Annotated in this window: 15 protein-coding genes; 11 read left to right on the top strand and 4 right to left on the bottom strand. The window is 71.9% G+C overall.

Features of this window, described 5'->3' with window-relative positions; genetic code table 11:
* Positions 1 to 106 precede the first annotated feature (106 nt).
* The 4 genes from ispG (at position 107) to ACZ4TG_RS13665 (ending at position 4,670) form a co-directional block, all read left to right on the top strand.
* Entirely contained in the window at positions 107 to 1,264 is a 1,158-nt protein-coding gene (ispG, locus tag ACZ4TG_RS13680; RefSeq protein WP_468162160.1) for a flavodoxin-dependent (E)-4-hydroxy-3-methylbut-2-enyl-diphosphate synthase, read from the top strand.
* A gap of 171 nt (positions 1,265 to 1,435) precedes the next feature.
* Positions 1,436 to 2,278 (top strand): GNAT family N-acetyltransferase, encoded by an 843-nt coding sequence (locus ACZ4TG_RS13675; protein WP_468162692.1) that lies wholly within the window; start codon positions 1,436 to 1,438, stop codon positions 2,276 to 2,278.
* Positions 2,279 to 2,351: 73 nt separating this feature from the next.
* Entirely contained in the window at positions 2,352 to 2,933 is a 582-nt protein-coding gene (locus ACZ4TG_RS13670; protein WP_468162159.1) for a GNAT family N-acetyltransferase, read from the top strand.
* A gap of 42 nt (positions 2,934 to 2,975) precedes the next feature.
* Positions 2,976 to 4,670 carry a proline--tRNA ligase gene (locus tag ACZ4TG_RS13665; RefSeq protein ID WP_468162158.1) on the top strand — a complete coding sequence of 565 codons (1,695 nt, stop codon included), beginning with the start codon at positions 2,976 to 2,978 and terminating at the stop codon, positions 4,668 to 4,670.
* On the opposite strand, the gene ACZ4TG_RS13660 is transcribed toward ACZ4TG_RS13665, so the two are convergent.
* Genes ACZ4TG_RS13660 through ACZ4TG_RS13645 form a run of 4 tightly spaced genes read right to left on the bottom strand, consistent with a single transcriptional unit; the run spans position 4,667 to position 7,648 of the window.
* Positions 4,667 to 5,617, bottom strand: a complete 951-nt coding sequence (locus ACZ4TG_RS13660; protein ID WP_468162157.1) for a slipin family protein — start codon at positions 5,615 to 5,617, stop codon at positions 4,667 to 4,669. The two genes, ACZ4TG_RS13665 and ACZ4TG_RS13660, sit on opposite strands and share 4 nt — an antisense overlap.
* Positions 5,618 to 5,659: 42 nt before the next feature.
* Entirely contained in the window at positions 5,660 to 6,562 is a 903-nt protein-coding gene (locus tag ACZ4TG_RS13655; RefSeq protein WP_468162156.1) for an aminoglycoside phosphotransferase family protein, read from the bottom strand.
* Between the two features lie 16 nt (positions 6,563 to 6,578).
* Positions 6,579 to 7,052 carry a ferritin-like domain-containing protein gene (locus tag ACZ4TG_RS13650; protein ID WP_468162155.1) on the bottom strand — a complete coding sequence of 158 codons (474 nt, stop codon included), beginning with the start codon at positions 7,050 to 7,052 and terminating at the stop codon, positions 6,579 to 6,581.
* Entirely contained in the window at positions 7,049 to 7,648 is a 600-nt protein-coding gene (locus ACZ4TG_RS13645; protein ID WP_468162154.1) for a hypothetical protein, read from the bottom strand. The genes ACZ4TG_RS13650 and ACZ4TG_RS13645 overlap by 4 nt, the downstream gene beginning before the upstream one ends.
* 159 nt (positions 7,649 to 7,807) lie before the next feature.
* Between ACZ4TG_RS13645 and rimP the strand changes: the two genes are divergently transcribed.
* The 7 genes from rimP to truB all read left to right on the top strand — a co-directional run bounded on the left by rimP (position 7,808) and on the right by truB (position 14,957).
* Positions 7,808 to 8,305, top strand: a complete 498-nt coding sequence (gene rimP, locus ACZ4TG_RS13640; protein ID WP_468162153.1) for a ribosome maturation factor RimP — start codon at positions 7,808 to 7,810, stop codon at positions 8,303 to 8,305.
* Positions 8,306 to 8,307: 2 nt separating this feature from the next.
* A complete protein-coding gene (nusA, locus tag ACZ4TG_RS13635) occupies positions 8,308 to 9,372 on the top strand; it encodes a transcription termination factor NusA (protein WP_468162152.1) in 1,065 nt (354 codons plus the stop codon).
* Positions 9,373 to 9,528: 156 nt separating this feature from the next.
* Positions 9,529 to 9,816: a YlxR family protein gene (locus ACZ4TG_RS13630; protein ID WP_468162151.1), complete on the top strand. Its 288-nt coding sequence runs from the start codon at positions 9,529 to 9,531 to the stop codon at positions 9,814 to 9,816.
* A 148-nt stretch (positions 9,817 to 9,964) separates the two neighbouring features.
* On the top strand, positions 9,965 to 13,087 hold the full coding sequence (gene infB, locus ACZ4TG_RS13625; RefSeq protein WP_468162150.1) for a translation initiation factor IF-2: 3,123 nt from the start codon (positions 9,965 to 9,967) through the stop codon (positions 13,085 to 13,087).
* A gap of 192 nt (positions 13,088 to 13,279) precedes the next feature.
* A complete protein-coding gene (locus ACZ4TG_RS13620) occupies positions 13,280 to 13,573 on the top strand; it encodes a DUF503 domain-containing protein (protein WP_219671569.1) in 294 nt (97 codons plus the stop codon).
* Positions 13,574 to 13,599: 26 nt separating this feature from the next.
* Positions 13,600 to 14,052, top strand: coding sequence for a 30S ribosome-binding factor RbfA (gene rbfA / locus ACZ4TG_RS13615; protein WP_362394283.1), 453 nt, complete (start codon positions 13,600 to 13,602; stop codon positions 14,050 to 14,052).
* Positions 14,049 to 14,957: a tRNA pseudouridine(55) synthase TruB gene (gene truB, locus ACZ4TG_RS13610; RefSeq protein WP_468162149.1), complete on the top strand. Its 909-nt coding sequence runs from the start codon at positions 14,049 to 14,051 to the stop codon at positions 14,955 to 14,957. The genes rbfA and truB overlap by 4 nt, the downstream gene beginning before the upstream one ends.
* Positions 14,958 to 15,049: the final 92 nt, after the last annotated feature.

The raw sequence follows: 15,049 nt of genomic DNA, 5'->3' as shown, positions 1-15,049 counted from the left end.
GGCAGGGCCCCCGCGATGCGCGAGGCGCGCGCTGATTGGCGTAATCTCGAAGGCTGGAGCCCGCCGATCTCGGGACCTTGATCCACACCTTGGGGTTGCACAGCAGATGACTGCCATCTCTCTCGGAATTCCGTCCGTGCCGACGAAGCTTGCCGACCGCCGGGTCAGCCGCAAGATCCAGGTCGGTTCCGTGGCCGTCGGCGGCGACGCACCCATCTCGGTGCAGTCGATGACCACGACGCGGACCTCCGACATCGGCGCCACCCTCCAGCAGATCGCCGAGCTGACCGCCTCCGGCTGCAACATCGTCCGCGTGGCCTGCCCCACGCAGGACGACGCCGACGCGCTCGCCGTGATCGCGAAGAAGTCGCAGATCCCGGTCATCGCCGACATCCACTTCCAGCCGAAGTACGTGTTCGCCGCGATCGACGCCGGCTGCGCCGCCGTCCGCGTCAACCCCGGCAACATCAAGCAGTTCGACGACAAGGTCAAGGAGATCGCGCGCGCCGCCAAGGACGCGGGCACCCCGATCCGGATCGGCGTCAACGCGGGCTCCCTCGACGCGCGCCTGCTGAAGAAGTACGGCAAGGCCACCCCCGAGGCGCTGGTCGAGTCCGCGCTGTGGGAGGCCTCCCTCTTCGAGGAGCACGGCTTCAGCGACATCAAGATCTCGGTCAAGCACAACGACCCGGTCGTCATGGTCAACGCCTACCGCCAGCTGGCCGCCGCCTGCGACTACCCGCTGCACCTGGGCGTCACCGAGGCCGGCCCGGCCTTCCAGGGCACCATCAAGTCCGCCGTCGCCTTCGGCGCGCTGCTCTCCGAGGGCATCGGCGACACGATCCGGGTCTCCCTCTCCGCCCCGCCGGTCGAGGAGATCAAGGTCGGCAACCAGATCCTGGAGTCGCTGAACCTCAAGCCCCGCCGCCTGGAGATCGTCTCCTGCCCGTCCTGCGGACGCGCCCAGGTCGACGTCTACAAGCTGGCCGAGGAGGTCACGGCGGGCCTGGAGGGCATGGAGGTCCCGCTGCGCGTCGCGGTCATGGGCTGCGTCGTCAACGGCCCCGGCGAGGCCCGTGAGGCCGACCTGGGCGTCGCCTCCGGCAACGGCAAGGGCCAGATCTTCGTGAAGGGCGAGGTCATCAAGACCGTCCCCGAGTCCAAGATCGTGGAGACCCTCATCGAAGAGGCCCTGAAGATCGCCGAGCAGATGGAGAAGGACGGCATCCCCTCCGGCGAGCCCACCGTGGCCATCGGCGTCTGAGCCCCGGCACCCCGAGGCATCCGCCCGGCCCCCCGAGGCATCCGCCCCGGCCCCGTTCCCGCAGCTCGCGGGCGGGGCCGGGGCTTTTTCGTGACCTGTGGGACCAGGCATCCTCCGGCGCCGCCGGGTACAGTGCGGAGATCAGCAGACTTGCATGGTGAGGCCCCAGTGTTGACGCAGACCACCACCCGGGTCCTTGAACCCAGTGATCTCGACGCCGCGCTCGCAGTCCTCGGACGCGAACCGGTCGAGAACGCGTTCGTCACCTCGCGGGTCCAGGTCGCCGGACTCGACCCCTGGCGCCTGGGCGGCGAGATGTGGGGCTGGTACGCCGACGGCGAGCTCCGGTCCCTCTGCTACGCGGGCGCCAACCTGGTGCCCGTCTGCGCCGGTCCCGACGCCGTACGCGCCTTCGCCGACCGGGCCCGCCGCACCGGCCGCCGCTGCTCCTCCATCGTCGGCCCCGCCGAGGCCACCCGGCTGCTGTGGCAGCTCCTGGAGCCCAGCTGGGGCCCGGCCCGCGACGTGCGCTCCAACCAGCCCCTCATGGTCATCGAACAGCCGTCCACCGAGGTCGGGGCCGACCCCCTGGTCCGCCGGATCCGCAAGGAAGAGCTGGAACTGATCATGCCCGCCTGCGTGGCCATGTTCACCGAGGAGGTCGGCATCTCCCCGCTGGCCGGGGACGGCGGCCTGCTCTACCAGGCCCGCGTCGCCGAGCTCGTCGCCGGTGGCCGCTCCTTCGCCCGCGTCGAGGACGGCAAGGTCGTCTTCAAGGCCGAGATCGGCGCCGCCACCGCCCGCGCCTGCCAGATCCAGGGCGTGTGGGTGGACCCCGAGTTCCGCGGCCGGGGGCACTCCGAGACCGGGATGGCCGCCGTCGTGCAGTATGCGCTGCGTGACGTGGCGCCCGTGGTCAGCCTCTACGTCAACGACTTCAACACCGCCGCGCGGGCGGCCTACCGGCGCGTGGGCTTCCGCGAGGTCGGCGCCTTCATGAGCGTGCTCTTCTAGGGGCGCCCGGGCTCGTCCGGGCGGCCGACGGGGCCTCGTATCCCTCGCCGGTGCGCCCGAGTATGGTCACCGCATGCTGCCTATGCCCGACGACCCCGACCGGCCCGCCGGACTCCGCATCGGCCCCCTCGACCTCGCCGCCCGCGTGGACGAGGCCCTGCGCGTACAGGCCGTCGCCTTCGGGCTCAGCGAGGAGGAGGTCGGCATCCGGCGCTACATCGTCCAGCGCCACATGCAGTGCCGCGGCGCCCGGGCCCTCGGGGCGTTCGCCGAGGACGGGGCACTCGCCGGGTTCGTGTACGGGATGCCCAACGACCGCAGCCACTGGTGGTCCACCATCGTCGAGCCGTACCTGCGGGCCGGCGGCCACGAAGGCTGGCTCGACCACTCCTTCGTCATCACCGAACTGCACGTGCACCCCGGCTTCCAGGGACACGGAGTCGGCCGCGCCCTGATCACCCGGATCACCGACTCCGCCGCCGAGCCCCGCTCGATCCTCTCCGCCATCGACACCGACAGCCCGGCCCGCGCGCTCTACCGCGCCCTCGGCTACACGGACCTCGCCCGCCAGGTCCACTTCCCGAGCGCCGGCCTCCCGTACGCCGTCATGGGCGCGCCGCTGCCCCTGCTGTCCCCGGGCCACTTCCGGCGCTGAAATCGTTGCCGGGTCCCGCGCCGGGCCCGGTAGCCTCCCGTCATGTCAACGCAACACGTGCAGCGCATGTCCCGCCTCATGGCCAAGACCCTCCGCGAGGACCCGGCCGACGCCGAAACCCTCAGCCACCGCCTCCTGGTCCGCGCCGGATACGTCCGGCGCACCTCCGCCGGAGTGTGGTCCTGGCTGCCGCTCGGCAAGCGGGTCCTGGACAACGTCTCGCGCATCGTCCGCGAGGAGATGGACGCGATCGGCGCCCAGGAGGTGCTGCTCCCGGCCCTGCTGCCGAAGGAGCCGTACGAGGTCAGCGGACGCTGGTCGGAGTACGGGGACCTGCTCTTCCGGCTCAAGGACCGCAAGGGCGCGGACTACCTGCTCGGCCCGACCCACGAGGAGATCTTCACCCTCGTGGTGAAGGACCAGTGCACGTCCTACAAGGACCTGCCGGTCATGCTGTACCAGATCCAGACCAAGTACCGGGACGAGGCGCGGCCGCGCTCCGGCGTGCTGCGGGGCCGCGAGTTCCAGATGAAGGACTCGTACTCCTTCGACGTGAGCGACGAGGGCCTCGCGCAGTCCTACGCCCTCCACCGGGCCGCCTACCGGCGGATCTTCGAGCGGCTCGGGCTCGACCACCGGATCGTGTCGGCGGTGTCGGGAGCGATGGGCGGCTCCGCGTCCGAGGAGTTCCTGGCGCCGGCCGAGGCCGGGGAGGACACCTTCGTGGACTGCCCGTCCTGTGACTACGCCGCGAACACGGAGGCGGTGACCTTCGCCCTGGCCCCGGCGGCCGGTGAGCACGCGCCGCTGGAGGAGATCCCCACCCCCGACACCCCCACGATCGAGACCCTGGCGGCACACCTGGGCGTACCGGCGTCGGCGACGCTGAAGAACCTGCTCGTGAAGGTGGACGGCGAGATCGTGGCCGTCGGGGTGCCGGGCGACCGGGAGGTGGACCTGGCCAAGCTGGGCGAGCATCTCGCCCCGGCCGCGGTGGAGTTGGTGACGGCCGAGGACTTCGCGGACCGGCCCGATCTGGTACGCGGCTACGTGGGCCCGCAGGGCCTGGACAAGGTGCGCTACCTGGCCGACCCCCGCGTCGCGCCCGGGACTTCATGGGTGACCGGGGCCAACAAGCCCGACACGCACGCCCGGAACGTGGTCTGCGGGCGGGACTTCGAGGTCGACCAGTACCTGGACGTCGTGGTGGTCGAGGCCGGCGACCCCTGCCCCGCCTGTGGCGCCGGGCTGCGACTCGACCGCGCGATCGAGATCGGGCACATCTTCCAGCTGGGCCGCAAGTACGCGGACGCGTTCGGGCTCGACGTGCTGGGCCGGGAGGGCAAGCCGGTCCGGGTCACGATGGGCTCGTACGGGATCGGCGTCTCCCGCGCGGTGGCCGCGCTCGCCGAGCAGACGGCCGACGAGCGGGGCCTGTGCTGGCCGGCGGCGGTGGCCCCGGCCGACGTCCACGTGGTGGCCGCGGGCAAGGCCGTACCGCTGGCGCTGGCCGAACAGGCCGCCGACGCGCTGGCCGCGACGGGGCTGCGGGTCCTGCTGGACGACCGGCCGGGGCTGTCGCCCGGGGTCAAGCTCACGGATGCGGAGCTGATCGGCGTGCCGTGGATCCTGGTGGCGGGGCGGCGCTCCGCCGAATCGGTGGTCGAACTGCAGAACCGCGCGACGGGCACCCGCGAGGAACTCCCCCTGGCCGAGGCCCTGGCCCGCCTCGGCTAGGTCGTGTCGTCAAGCCCCGTCCGGTCGGCGGGGGCGGACCTCGCCGGGAGGTCGCCCCCGGGGCCGCCCGGGCCGAGGGCCGGTGCGGCGGGCTCCGGGGCGACCTCGGGCGGCGCCGGACGTTCCGCAGCGGCCGGGCGCTGCGCCGGGGCCGTCTGCGGCGCAGGCGCCGGGTGCTCCGCCGGTGGCGGGGCGGCCCGTTCGAGGAAGCGCAGGAGCTCCACCGGGAAGGGGAGGACCAGCGTGGAGTTCTTCTCCGCCGCCACCGCCACCACCGTCTGGAGCAGCCGCAGCTGAAGCGCCGCCGGCTGCTCCGACATGACCTCCGCGGCCTCGGCCAGCTTCTTCGAAGCCTGCAGCTCGGCATCCGCGTTGATGACCCGCGCCCGGCGTTCGCGGTCCGCCTCCGCCTGCCGCGCCATCGACCGCTTCATCGTCTCGGGCAGCGACACGTCCTTGATCTCGACCCGGTCGATCTGCACGCCCCACCCCACCGCGGGGCTGTCGATCATCAGCTCCAGGCCCTGGTTCAGCTGCTCCCGGTTGGACAGCAGATCGTCCAGGTCCGACTTGCCGATGATCGAGCGCAGCGAGGTCTGCGCCATCTGCGAGACCGCGAACCGGTAGTCCTCCACCTCGATGATCGCGTTCGCCGCGTCGACGACCTTGAAGTACACGACCGCGTCCACCCGCACCGTGACGTTGTCCCGCGTGATGCCCTCCTGAGCGGGCACCGGCATCGTCACGATCTGCATGTTCACCTTGCGGAGGCGGTCCACCACCGGGACGATCATGGTGAATCCCGGCCCGCGGATGCCCTGCCGCAGCCGGCCGAAGCGGAAGACCACGCCTCGCTCGTACTGCCTCACCACACGGCCCGCCGCGCCCAGACAGGCCACGACACCCACGCCCGCGGCGATTGCCGCTGTCAGCAGTTCTTCGACCATGACGGCCCCCTGCCGGACATACCTTCCTACCTACGGTATGCCCTACAACCAGGCCGCGAACTCCAGCAGCAGCTCCGCGTCCCGGCGCCGTCCCGCCGCCAGCGCCCGGTTCCCCGACTCCACCGCGCGGAACAGCGTCCAGCCCCGCAGCCGGTCCCGGTCCACCTCCAGCGAGTCGGCCAGCTTGTTCACCCGACGCCGCGCGCCCGCCGCCCCCGCGGAGGAGGCGACCTGGTCCTCCAACCGGTCCCGGACCAGCCGCGCCAGATCGTAGGCCCGCTCGCCGACCAGCGGGTCCGGACCCACCGTCAGCCACGGCGCCCGCTCACCCGCCAGCACCTTGCCCTGCCGGAAGTTGCCGTGCAGCAGCAGCTCCTCACCGGGCGCCGCGATCAGCTCCTCGCGGACCGCCAGAGCCGCCGCGGCCAGCGCCTCGGCCTCCGGCGGAGCCTGGCGCAGGACCTCCGCCTGCGCGGCCGTGCGCTGCGCCACCGTTTCCCAGCCGTGGCCCGCGCCCGGCGCGATCCACAGCCGCCGCAACGTGCCGCAGGCCTCCAGCAGCGCCTTCGCCTCCGGCAGCGACCGCAGCGAGACCTCCGGGTGGAGCCGCTCCAGGAGCAGCGCCCCGTCCTGCGCGTGGTGCCGCGAGTCGATGACCCGTACGGCCCCGAAACCGCCCCAGTGGGCCAGTGCCGCCAGCTCCCGGTCGGGCCGGGCCCCGGGGGGCGCCAGCTTCAGCGCGGCCGGGGTTCCGTCGGCGTACCGGACGAGGACCACCAGGCTGCTGCGGCCGCCGGGGGCCTGGACCCGCTGGGCCGACACCTCACGCCGGGCCAGCGCCTCCTCGGTGAGCCGGGGCAACCGCCCCAGCCAGTCCGCGTTCTGCGCCGTCTCCGGCATCTCGCCGAGCGCCCGTACAAGCCGCTGCGGCGGTTCGAAAGCCATGCGTGCGTGGTCCCTTTCAGCTGTGCTGGGCTCGTTGCGCTTCTTCCGCACGTTCCGTGAGCCCAGGGAAGGCTACGCCGACACCGCGCCAGCGTGCCGCGCGGACCGCCGCGGCGCTCAGCGCGTCGGCCGCCTCGCGGCGCAGCTGGCCGTCCGCCGCCCGCACCAGGTCGGAGTAGGCGCCCGCCACCCGGTCCTCGATGCCGGCGGCCAGCCGTTCGGCGTCGCCGGGCGTGCGCAGCTCGAAGGGCAGGGCGTACGCGGCTTCCGAAGGCCGGGGCGATCCGCCCAGGTCACGCACGGTGCGGGTGAGCGCGTCACGTCGCGCGAGGTGGCTCCCGTACGCCTCGCGGGCCTCGGTCGCCCGGGCGGGCGCGATCCGCGCGCCGATCACCCCGTAGGCGTACGCGGCGGCGTGCTCGGCGGCCAGCGCGGACTGCGCGGCCTCCAGGGGGCGGTTCGCCGCGGAGGGCTCGGTCTTCACGGTCATGCTCCCGGGGTCGAGGTCAGCAGGTACGCGTGGACCGCGCCGCAGGCCGCCACCGAGGCCAGCAGCCGGGCCAGCTCCCCGGGGGCGCCGGCGAGTGCGATGGTCCGGGCCTCGGACAGGCTCCGCTCGGCGTCCGAGAGGGCGGTGAGGGCGTCGGCGGCCTTCGCCGGGACCGGTTCCCCGCTCGGCGCGGGGGCCCCGGCGGCCGCACCGCTCGGCGCGGCGGAGCCGGACCGGGAGGCCGCCGGGGACGGGGACCCGTTCGCCCGGCCGGCGGAGGGGGCCAGGGCGGACGTGTGCGCCGCGACCGAGGCGCGCAGCGGTGCGAGGCGCCCGGCCAGGTCCGGATGGGCGGCGATCGTGGCGTCGTAACGTTCCAGCAGCCGCTCGGTCTCACGGACGGCGTTCTCCCGCATCCGCCGTTCGAGTGGAATCCCGGCGCCTTCGCCCGGGGCTCCGTCCCCGCCCGAGCATCCGGTGAGCAGCGCCGCCCCGGCCGCGGCGGCGGCTCCGGTGAGCACGCTCCGGCGCGAGGGCCGCGCGCTCGTGGCCGGGCGCGCGGGCGCGGGACGCGGGGGAGGCATGGTCCAGGGCACGACGACGTCCTCCGGAGGTGGTGGCGGGGCAGGGTGTGATCACGGTACCCGGGGACCCCGGCGGCAGCGCGGACGGCAACACCCCCCGCGACCGGATACCCTTTGACCTGACACGCGACGGAAAACCACAACAGCACACGCGGCCGAGGAGTCACCCGGATGAGCACCACCCAGAGCGACAGGCTGCGCGGACTGCTGGAGCCGCTCGTCGCCGCCAAGGGCCTGGACCTCGAAGACATCGAGATGTCCAAGGCGGGCAAGCGCCGGATGCTGCGGATCATCGTGGATTCCGATGAGGGTGTGGAGCTGGACGCCTGTGCCGAGCTGAGCCGCGAGGTCTCCGATCTGCTCGACGAGACCGACGCGATGGGTGAGGACGAGTACGTCCTCGAAGTGAGCTCGCCGGGCGCCGACCGCCCGCTGACCGAGCACCGTCACTACATCCGGGCGATCGGCCGCCTCGTGAAGTTCCAGCTGGCCGAGAGCGGGGAACTGATCGCCCGCATCCTCGACGTGGACGAAGAGGGCATGGACCTCGAAGTACCGGGCGTGAAGGGCCGCAAGGCGACCGCCCGCCGCATCGCTTTCACCGACATCGCCAAGGCGCGTGTCGAGATCGAGTTCAACCGCAAGGACAAGAAGGAAGAGGAGGCGTAGCCGTGGACATCGACATGAGTGCCCTGCGGGGTCTGGTCCGGGAGAAGGAGATCTCCTTCGACCTGCTCGTCGAGGCGATCGAGTCGGCCCTCCTCATCGCGTACCACCGCACCGAGGGCAGCTTCCGCCGTGCCCGCGTCGTGCTCGACCGCACCAACGGTCACGTGGTCGTGTGGGCGACGGAAGACCCGAAGGATCTCGAAGAGGGCCAGGAGCCCAAGGAGTTCGACGACACCCCGTCGGACTTCGGCCGGATCGCCGCGACGACCGCCAAGCAGGTGATCCTGCAGCGTCTGCGCGACGCCGAGGACGACCTGACCTTCGGCGAGTTCGCCGGCCGTGAGGGCGACGTCATCACCGGTGTGGTGCAGCAGGGCAAGGACCCGAAGAACGTCCTCGTCGACATCGGCAAGCTGGAGGCCATCCTGCCGGTGCAGGAGCAGGTCCCCGGCGAGGAGTACACGCACGGCCTGCGCCTGAAGGCGTACGTGGTGCGCGTGGCGAAGGGTGTCCGCGGCCCGTCCGTGACCCTGTCGCGGACCCACCCCAACCTGGTGAAGAAGCTGTTCGCCCTGGAGGTCCCGGAGATCGCCGACGGCAGCGTCGAGATCTCGGCGATCGCCCGTGAGGCCGGTCACCGCACCAAGATCGCCGTACGGTCCACCCGCTCGGGCCTGAACCCGAAGGGCGCCTGCATCGGCCCGATGGGCAGCCGCGTGCGCAACGTGATGGCCGAGCTGCACGGCGAGAAGATCGACATCGTCGACTGGTCGGACGACCCGGCGGAGATGGTAGCCAACGCCCTGTCACCCGCCCGGGTGAGCAAGGTCGAGGTCGTCGACTGGGACTCCCGTTCGGCCCGGGTGACCGTGCCCGACTACCAGCTGTCGCTGGCCATCGGCAAGGAGGGCCAGAACGCCCGCCTCGCCGCGCGGCTCACCGGCTGGCGCATCGACATCCGTCCCGACACCGAGACGTCCTCGGACGCGGACGGCGACCGGGGCCGGGACCGGGACCGGGACGGCCACCGCGAAGCGGACCGTCACGCGGACCGGCGCGGGGAATAAACCACTACCGTCCGGAGCTTTCCGGGCGGTAGACAGGGACCCCGCAGGCCGGGGTCCCTGGCCTTTGGGCCCTCCGGGGCCCGCATGGATCACAACAACATCCGTTCGATTTTTCGCCCGAAGGGGTGAGGTCGGTGCGGGGAGGTAGACTTAGGCGTGTCTGGCCGGACGCAAGCCCGCGCATGCCCCGAACGCACCTGTGTGGGGTGTCGGGAGCGAGCGGCCAAGAGCGATCTGCTGCGCATCGTGGCGGTCGAGGACGAATGCGTCCCCGATCCTCGCGGTACGCTGCCCGGCCGGGGTGCTTACGTGCACCCTGCCGTGGTCTGCCTCGACCAGGCGGTCCGCCGCAGAGCGTTCCCCCGGGCCCTTCGGTCCGCAGGAGCGCTCGACACGGCGGCATTGCGCAAAGCCGTGGCCGGTGAGGCCGGGGCGACACCGTAAGAAGTAGTACGGCACGGATACCCCGTGCGGTCAGGTACCTCGCGAGTTGGAAGTAGGTCGAGATTGCGATGAGCACTCGATGAGTACGCGATGAGTACGCCCATGAAGTAGCGACGGTCCGGCGTAACCCGGACCTAAAAGGAGCGAAGTGGCTAAGGTCCGGGTATACGAACTCGCCAAGGAGTTCGGGGTAGAGAGCAAGGTCGTCATGGCCAAGCTCCAAGAACTCGGTGAATTCGTCCGTTCGGCGTCCTCGACGATCGAGGCGCCGGTTGTACGCAAGTTGACTGACGCACTGCAGGGGCCCGGCGGCAACGCCGGCAAGTCCGCTGCGAAGCCCGGCGCGCCCCGCAAGGCCGCGCCCGCCAAGCCCGCAGCGCCCTCCCCGGCCGCTGCGGCACGTCCTGCCGCCCCGAAGCCCGGCGCACCGGCCCCCAAGCCGGTCGTTGCCGAGGCTCCGGCCGCCAGCACGCCCGCCCCGGTGACTCCGGCCGCATCCGGCCCGCGTCCCGGTCCCAAGGCTCCCGCCCCGAAGCCCGCTCCGGCGGCTCCCGTGGCGACCGAGTTCTCCGCGCCTCCGGCGGCCCCGGCCGCCCCGGCGCGCACCGAGCGTCCCGCCGCCGCGGCCCCCGGTCCGCGTCCGGCGCAGCAGCAGCGTCCCGCCCAGGGCGGCCAGGCCGGTGCCCGTCCCGGCGCCCCGCGTCCGGCCGGCACCGCCCCCGGCGGCCAGGCCCAGCGCCCCGCCGGCGGTCAGGCCCCGCGTCCGCAGGGCGCCCGTCCGGCCGGTCCCCGTCCGGGCAACAACCCCTTCACCTCTGGTGGCTCCACCGGCATGGCGCGCCCGCAGGCGCCCCGTCCGGCCGGCGCTCCCCGTCCCGGTGCCCCCGGCGCCGGCGGCGGCCAGGGTGCTCCCCGCCCGCAGGGTGGCCCCGGTGGCGCTCCGCGTCCGCAGGGTCCCGGCGGCGCCCGTCCCACCCCGGGCGGCATGCCCCGTCCGCAGGGCGGCGCCCCGCGTCCGGGTGGTGCTCCCGGTGGTAACCGTCCCAACCCGGGCATGATGCCGCAGCGTCCCGCTGCCGGTGGTCCCGGTCCGCGTCCCGGCGGCGGCCCCGGTGGCCGTGGTCCCGGTGCGGGTGGTCCGCGTCCCGGCGGCGGCGCAGGCCGTCCGGCGGGCGGCGGCTTCGCCGGTCGTCCGGCCGGTCCGGGCTCGCGTCCCGGCGGCGGTGGCGGCTTCGGCGGTCCCCGTCCCGGTGGCGGCGGCTTCGGCGGCGGTCCGGCCGGTGCCGGTGGCGGCGGTCGTCCCGGCTTCGGCGGGCGTCCCGGTGGTCCCGGTGCCCGTGGTGGCACGCAGGGCGCCTTCGGCCGTCCCGGTGGTCCGGCCCGTCGTGGTCGCAAGTCCAAGCGTCAGAGGCGCCAGGAGTACGAGGCCATGCAGGCCCCGTCCGTCGGCGGCGTGATGCTGCCTCGCGGCCAGGGCGAGACCGTTCGCCTGTCGCGCGGTGCCTCCCTCACCGACTTCGCGGAGAAGATCAACGCCAACCCGGCGTCGCTCGTCGCCGTGATGATGAACCTCGGCGAGATGGTCACTGCCACGCAGTCCGTCTCCGACGAGACGCTCGAGATGCTGGCCGGCGAGATGAACTACCAGGTTCAGATCGTCAGCCCGGAGGAAGAGGACCGCGAGCTCCTCGAGGGCTTCGACATCGAGTTCGGCGAGGACGAGGGCGGCGAGGAGTTCCTCCTGCCGCGTCCGCCGGTCGTGACCGTCATGGGTCACGTCGACCACGGTAAGACCCGACTGCTCGACGCCATCCGCAAGACGAACGTCGTTGCGGGCGAGGCCGGCGGCATCACGCAGCACATCGGTGCCTACCAGGTCGGTACCGAGGTCAACGGTGAAGAGCGCAAGATCACCTTCATCGACACCCCGGGTCACGAGGCGTTCACCGCCATGCGTGCCCGTGGTGCCAAGTCGACCGACATCGCGATCCTCGTGGTCGCGGCCAACGACGGCGTCATGCCGCAGACGATCGAGGCGCTCAACCACGCCAAGGCCGCCGGCGTCCCGATCGTCGTCGCGGTCAACAAGATCGACGTCGAGGGTGCGGACCCGGTCAAGGTGCGCGGTCAGCTCACCGAGTTCGGTCTGGTCGCCGAGGAGTACGGCGGCGACACGATGTTCGTCGACATCTCCGCCAAGCAGGGTCTGCACATCGACTCCCTGCTCGAGGCCGTCGTCCTCACCGCCGACGCCTCGCTCGACCTGCGCGCCAACCCGGAGCAGGACGCTCAGGGTATTGCGATCGAGTCCCACCTCGACCGCGGCCGCGGTGCCGTCGCCACCGTCCTCGTCCAGCGCGGTACCCTCCGCGTCGGCGACACGATGGTCGTGGGCGACGCCTACGGCCGAGTGCGCGCCATGCTCGACGACAAGGGCAACAACGTCGAGGAAGCGGGTCCGTCGACCCCCGTCCTGGTCCTGGGTCTCACCAACGTCCCCGGCGCCGGCGACAACTTCCTCGTCGTCGACGAGGACCGTACGGCCCGTCAGATCGCCGAGAAGCGTGCTGCGCGTGAGCGCAACGCCAACTTCGCCAAGCGCGTCCGTCGCGTGTCCCTCGAGGACCTCGACTCCGTGCTCAAGGCCGGTCTGGTCCAGGAACTCAACCTCATCATCAAGGGCGACGCGTCCGGTGCGGTCGAGGCTCTCGAGTCCTCGCTGCTCCAGCTCGACGTCGGTGAAGAGGTCGACATCCGGGTCCTGCACCGCGGTGTGGGTGCGGTCACCGAGTCCGACATCTCGCTGGCGATGGGCTCCGACGCCATCGTCATCGGTTACAACGTCCGTGCGGCCGGCCGTGCCGCGCAGATGGCGGACCGCGAGGGTGTCGACGTCCGCTACTACTCGGTGATCTACCAGGCCATCGAGGAGATCGAGGCGGCCCTCAAGGGTCTGCTCAAGCCGGAGTACGAAGAGGTCGAGCTCGGTACGGCGGAGGTCCGCGAGATCTTCCGCTCGTCCAAGCTGGGCAACATCGCGGGTGTTCTCATCCGCTCCGGCGAGGTCAAGCGCAACACCAAGGCGCGGCTCCTGCGCGATGGCAAGGTCATCGCCGAGAACCTCACCATCTCCGGTCTGCGCCGCTTCAAGGACGACGTCACCGAGATCCGCGAAGGCTTCGAGGGCGGTATCAACCTCGGTTCCTTCAACGACATCAAGATCGACGACGTCATCGCGACGTACGAGATGCGCGAGAAGCCCCGCGCGTAAGCGCGAGGCGGTTCGCACCGTGTCGTAAGGCGTAAGGCTCGTACGGCCGAAAGGCCGTACGAGTAGCACCGGGGCCGGTCGGCGGAATATCCGTCGATCGGCCCCGGCCGTTGCGTGTACGGTTCTGGTGACCCTGCCGCGCGTTGGCCCGGCAGGCCACCGAACCCGCACCGGCGGGATATCCGGAACTGCATGTACGTGGGGACTCTGTCCTTCGATCTGCTCCTCGGCGATGTTCACTCGCTCAAGGAGAAACGCTCCGTCGTCCGGCCCATCGTGGCCGAGCTCCAACGCAAGTTCTCCGTGAGCGCGGCAGAGGTGGGCGACCAGGACCTGCACCGCAGGGCCCGTATAGGGGTCGCCCTGGTGAGTGGGGACGCGGGGTTCGTATCGGACGTACTGGACCGCTGTGAGCGGCTGGTCGCGGCGCGTCCGGAAGTGGAACTGCTGTCGGTACGACGGCGGCTCCACGGTGATGAAGACTGACTGCAAGAAAAGAAGGAGACGGACCAGTGGCCGACAATGCGCGGGCGAAGAAGCTGGCGGACCTCATCCGGGAGGTGGTGGCCGAGAAGCTGCAGCGCGGTGTCAAGGACCCCCGCCTCGGTACGCACGTGACCATCACGGACACCAGGGTCACCGGCGACCTGCGGGAGGCCACGGTCTTCTACACGGTCTACGGTGACGACGAGGACCGGGCCAGCGCGGCAGCGGGCCTGGAGAGCGCCAAGGGCGTGCTGCGCTCCGCGGTCGGCCGGGCGGCGGGAACCAAGTTCACGCCCACCCTGACCTTCGTGGCGGACGCCCTCCCGGAGAACGCCAAGACCATCGAGGACCTCCTCGACAAGGCGCGCGCCTCCGACGCCCAGGTGCGCGAGGTGTCCTCCGGCGCGAAGTACGCCGGCGACGCCGACCCGTACAAGAAGCCGGGCGACGAGGACGACGAGGACGCAGCCGCGGAATGAGCACCGACGCAGGGAAGACTCCGGACGGCCTTGTCATCGTCGACAAGCCGTCCGGCTTCACTTCGCACGACGTGGTCGCCAAGATGCGGGGGATCGCCAAGACCCGCCGCGTCGGCCACGCCGGCACGCTCGACCCGATGGCCACGGGCGTACTCGTCCTCGGCGTGGAGAAGGCCACCAAGCTCCTGGGCCACCTCGCGCTGACGGAGAAGGAGTACCTCGGCACCATCAGGCTGGGCCAGAACACCCTCACGGATGACGCCGAGGGCGAGATCACCTCCTCCGCGGACGCCTCCGCGGTGACCCGCGAGGCGGTGGACAAGGGCATCGCCAAGCTGTCCGGCGAGATCATGCAGGTCCCGTCCAAGGTCAGCGCCATCAAGATCAAGGGCGTGCGCTCCTACAAGCGCGCCCGCGACGGCGAGGACTTCGAGATCCCGGCCCGGCCGGTGACCATCTCGTCCTTCCAGGTGTACGACATGCGCGACGCCGAGGCCGAGGACGGCACCAAGGTCGTCGACCTCGTCGTCTCCGTCGTCTGCTCCAGCGGTACGTACATCCGCGCCCTGGCCCGCGACCTGGGCGCCGACCTCGGTGTCGGCGGCCACCTGACGGCGCTGCGGCGCACCCGGGTGGGGCCGTACAAGCTCGACCGGGCGCGGACGCTGGACCAGCTCCAGGAGGAGCTGACCGTCATGCCGATCGGCGAGGCGGCGGCCGCGGCCTTCCCGCGCTGGGACCTGGACGCCCGGCGGGCCTCGCTGCTCACCAACGGTGTGCGGATCGACATGCCGGACGAGTACGGGGACGGCAGGACGGTCGCCGTGTACGGGCCGCAGGGGCAGCTGCTCGGGCTCGTGGAGAGCAAGGGCGGCAAGGCGAAGTCGCTCGCGGTCTTCGTCTGACGCGGGGGTCGGGGGCTCGGAGGCCGCTGGGCTCTGACGGACGATCTTGTTGACGTGGAGCGGTGAGCGCACATGGACTGCTGCTCACCGCT

This window comes from Streptomyces sp. NPDC028314, from assembly GCF_055565795.1.
This window is presented reverse-complemented; position numbering and strand designations above follow the sequence as displayed.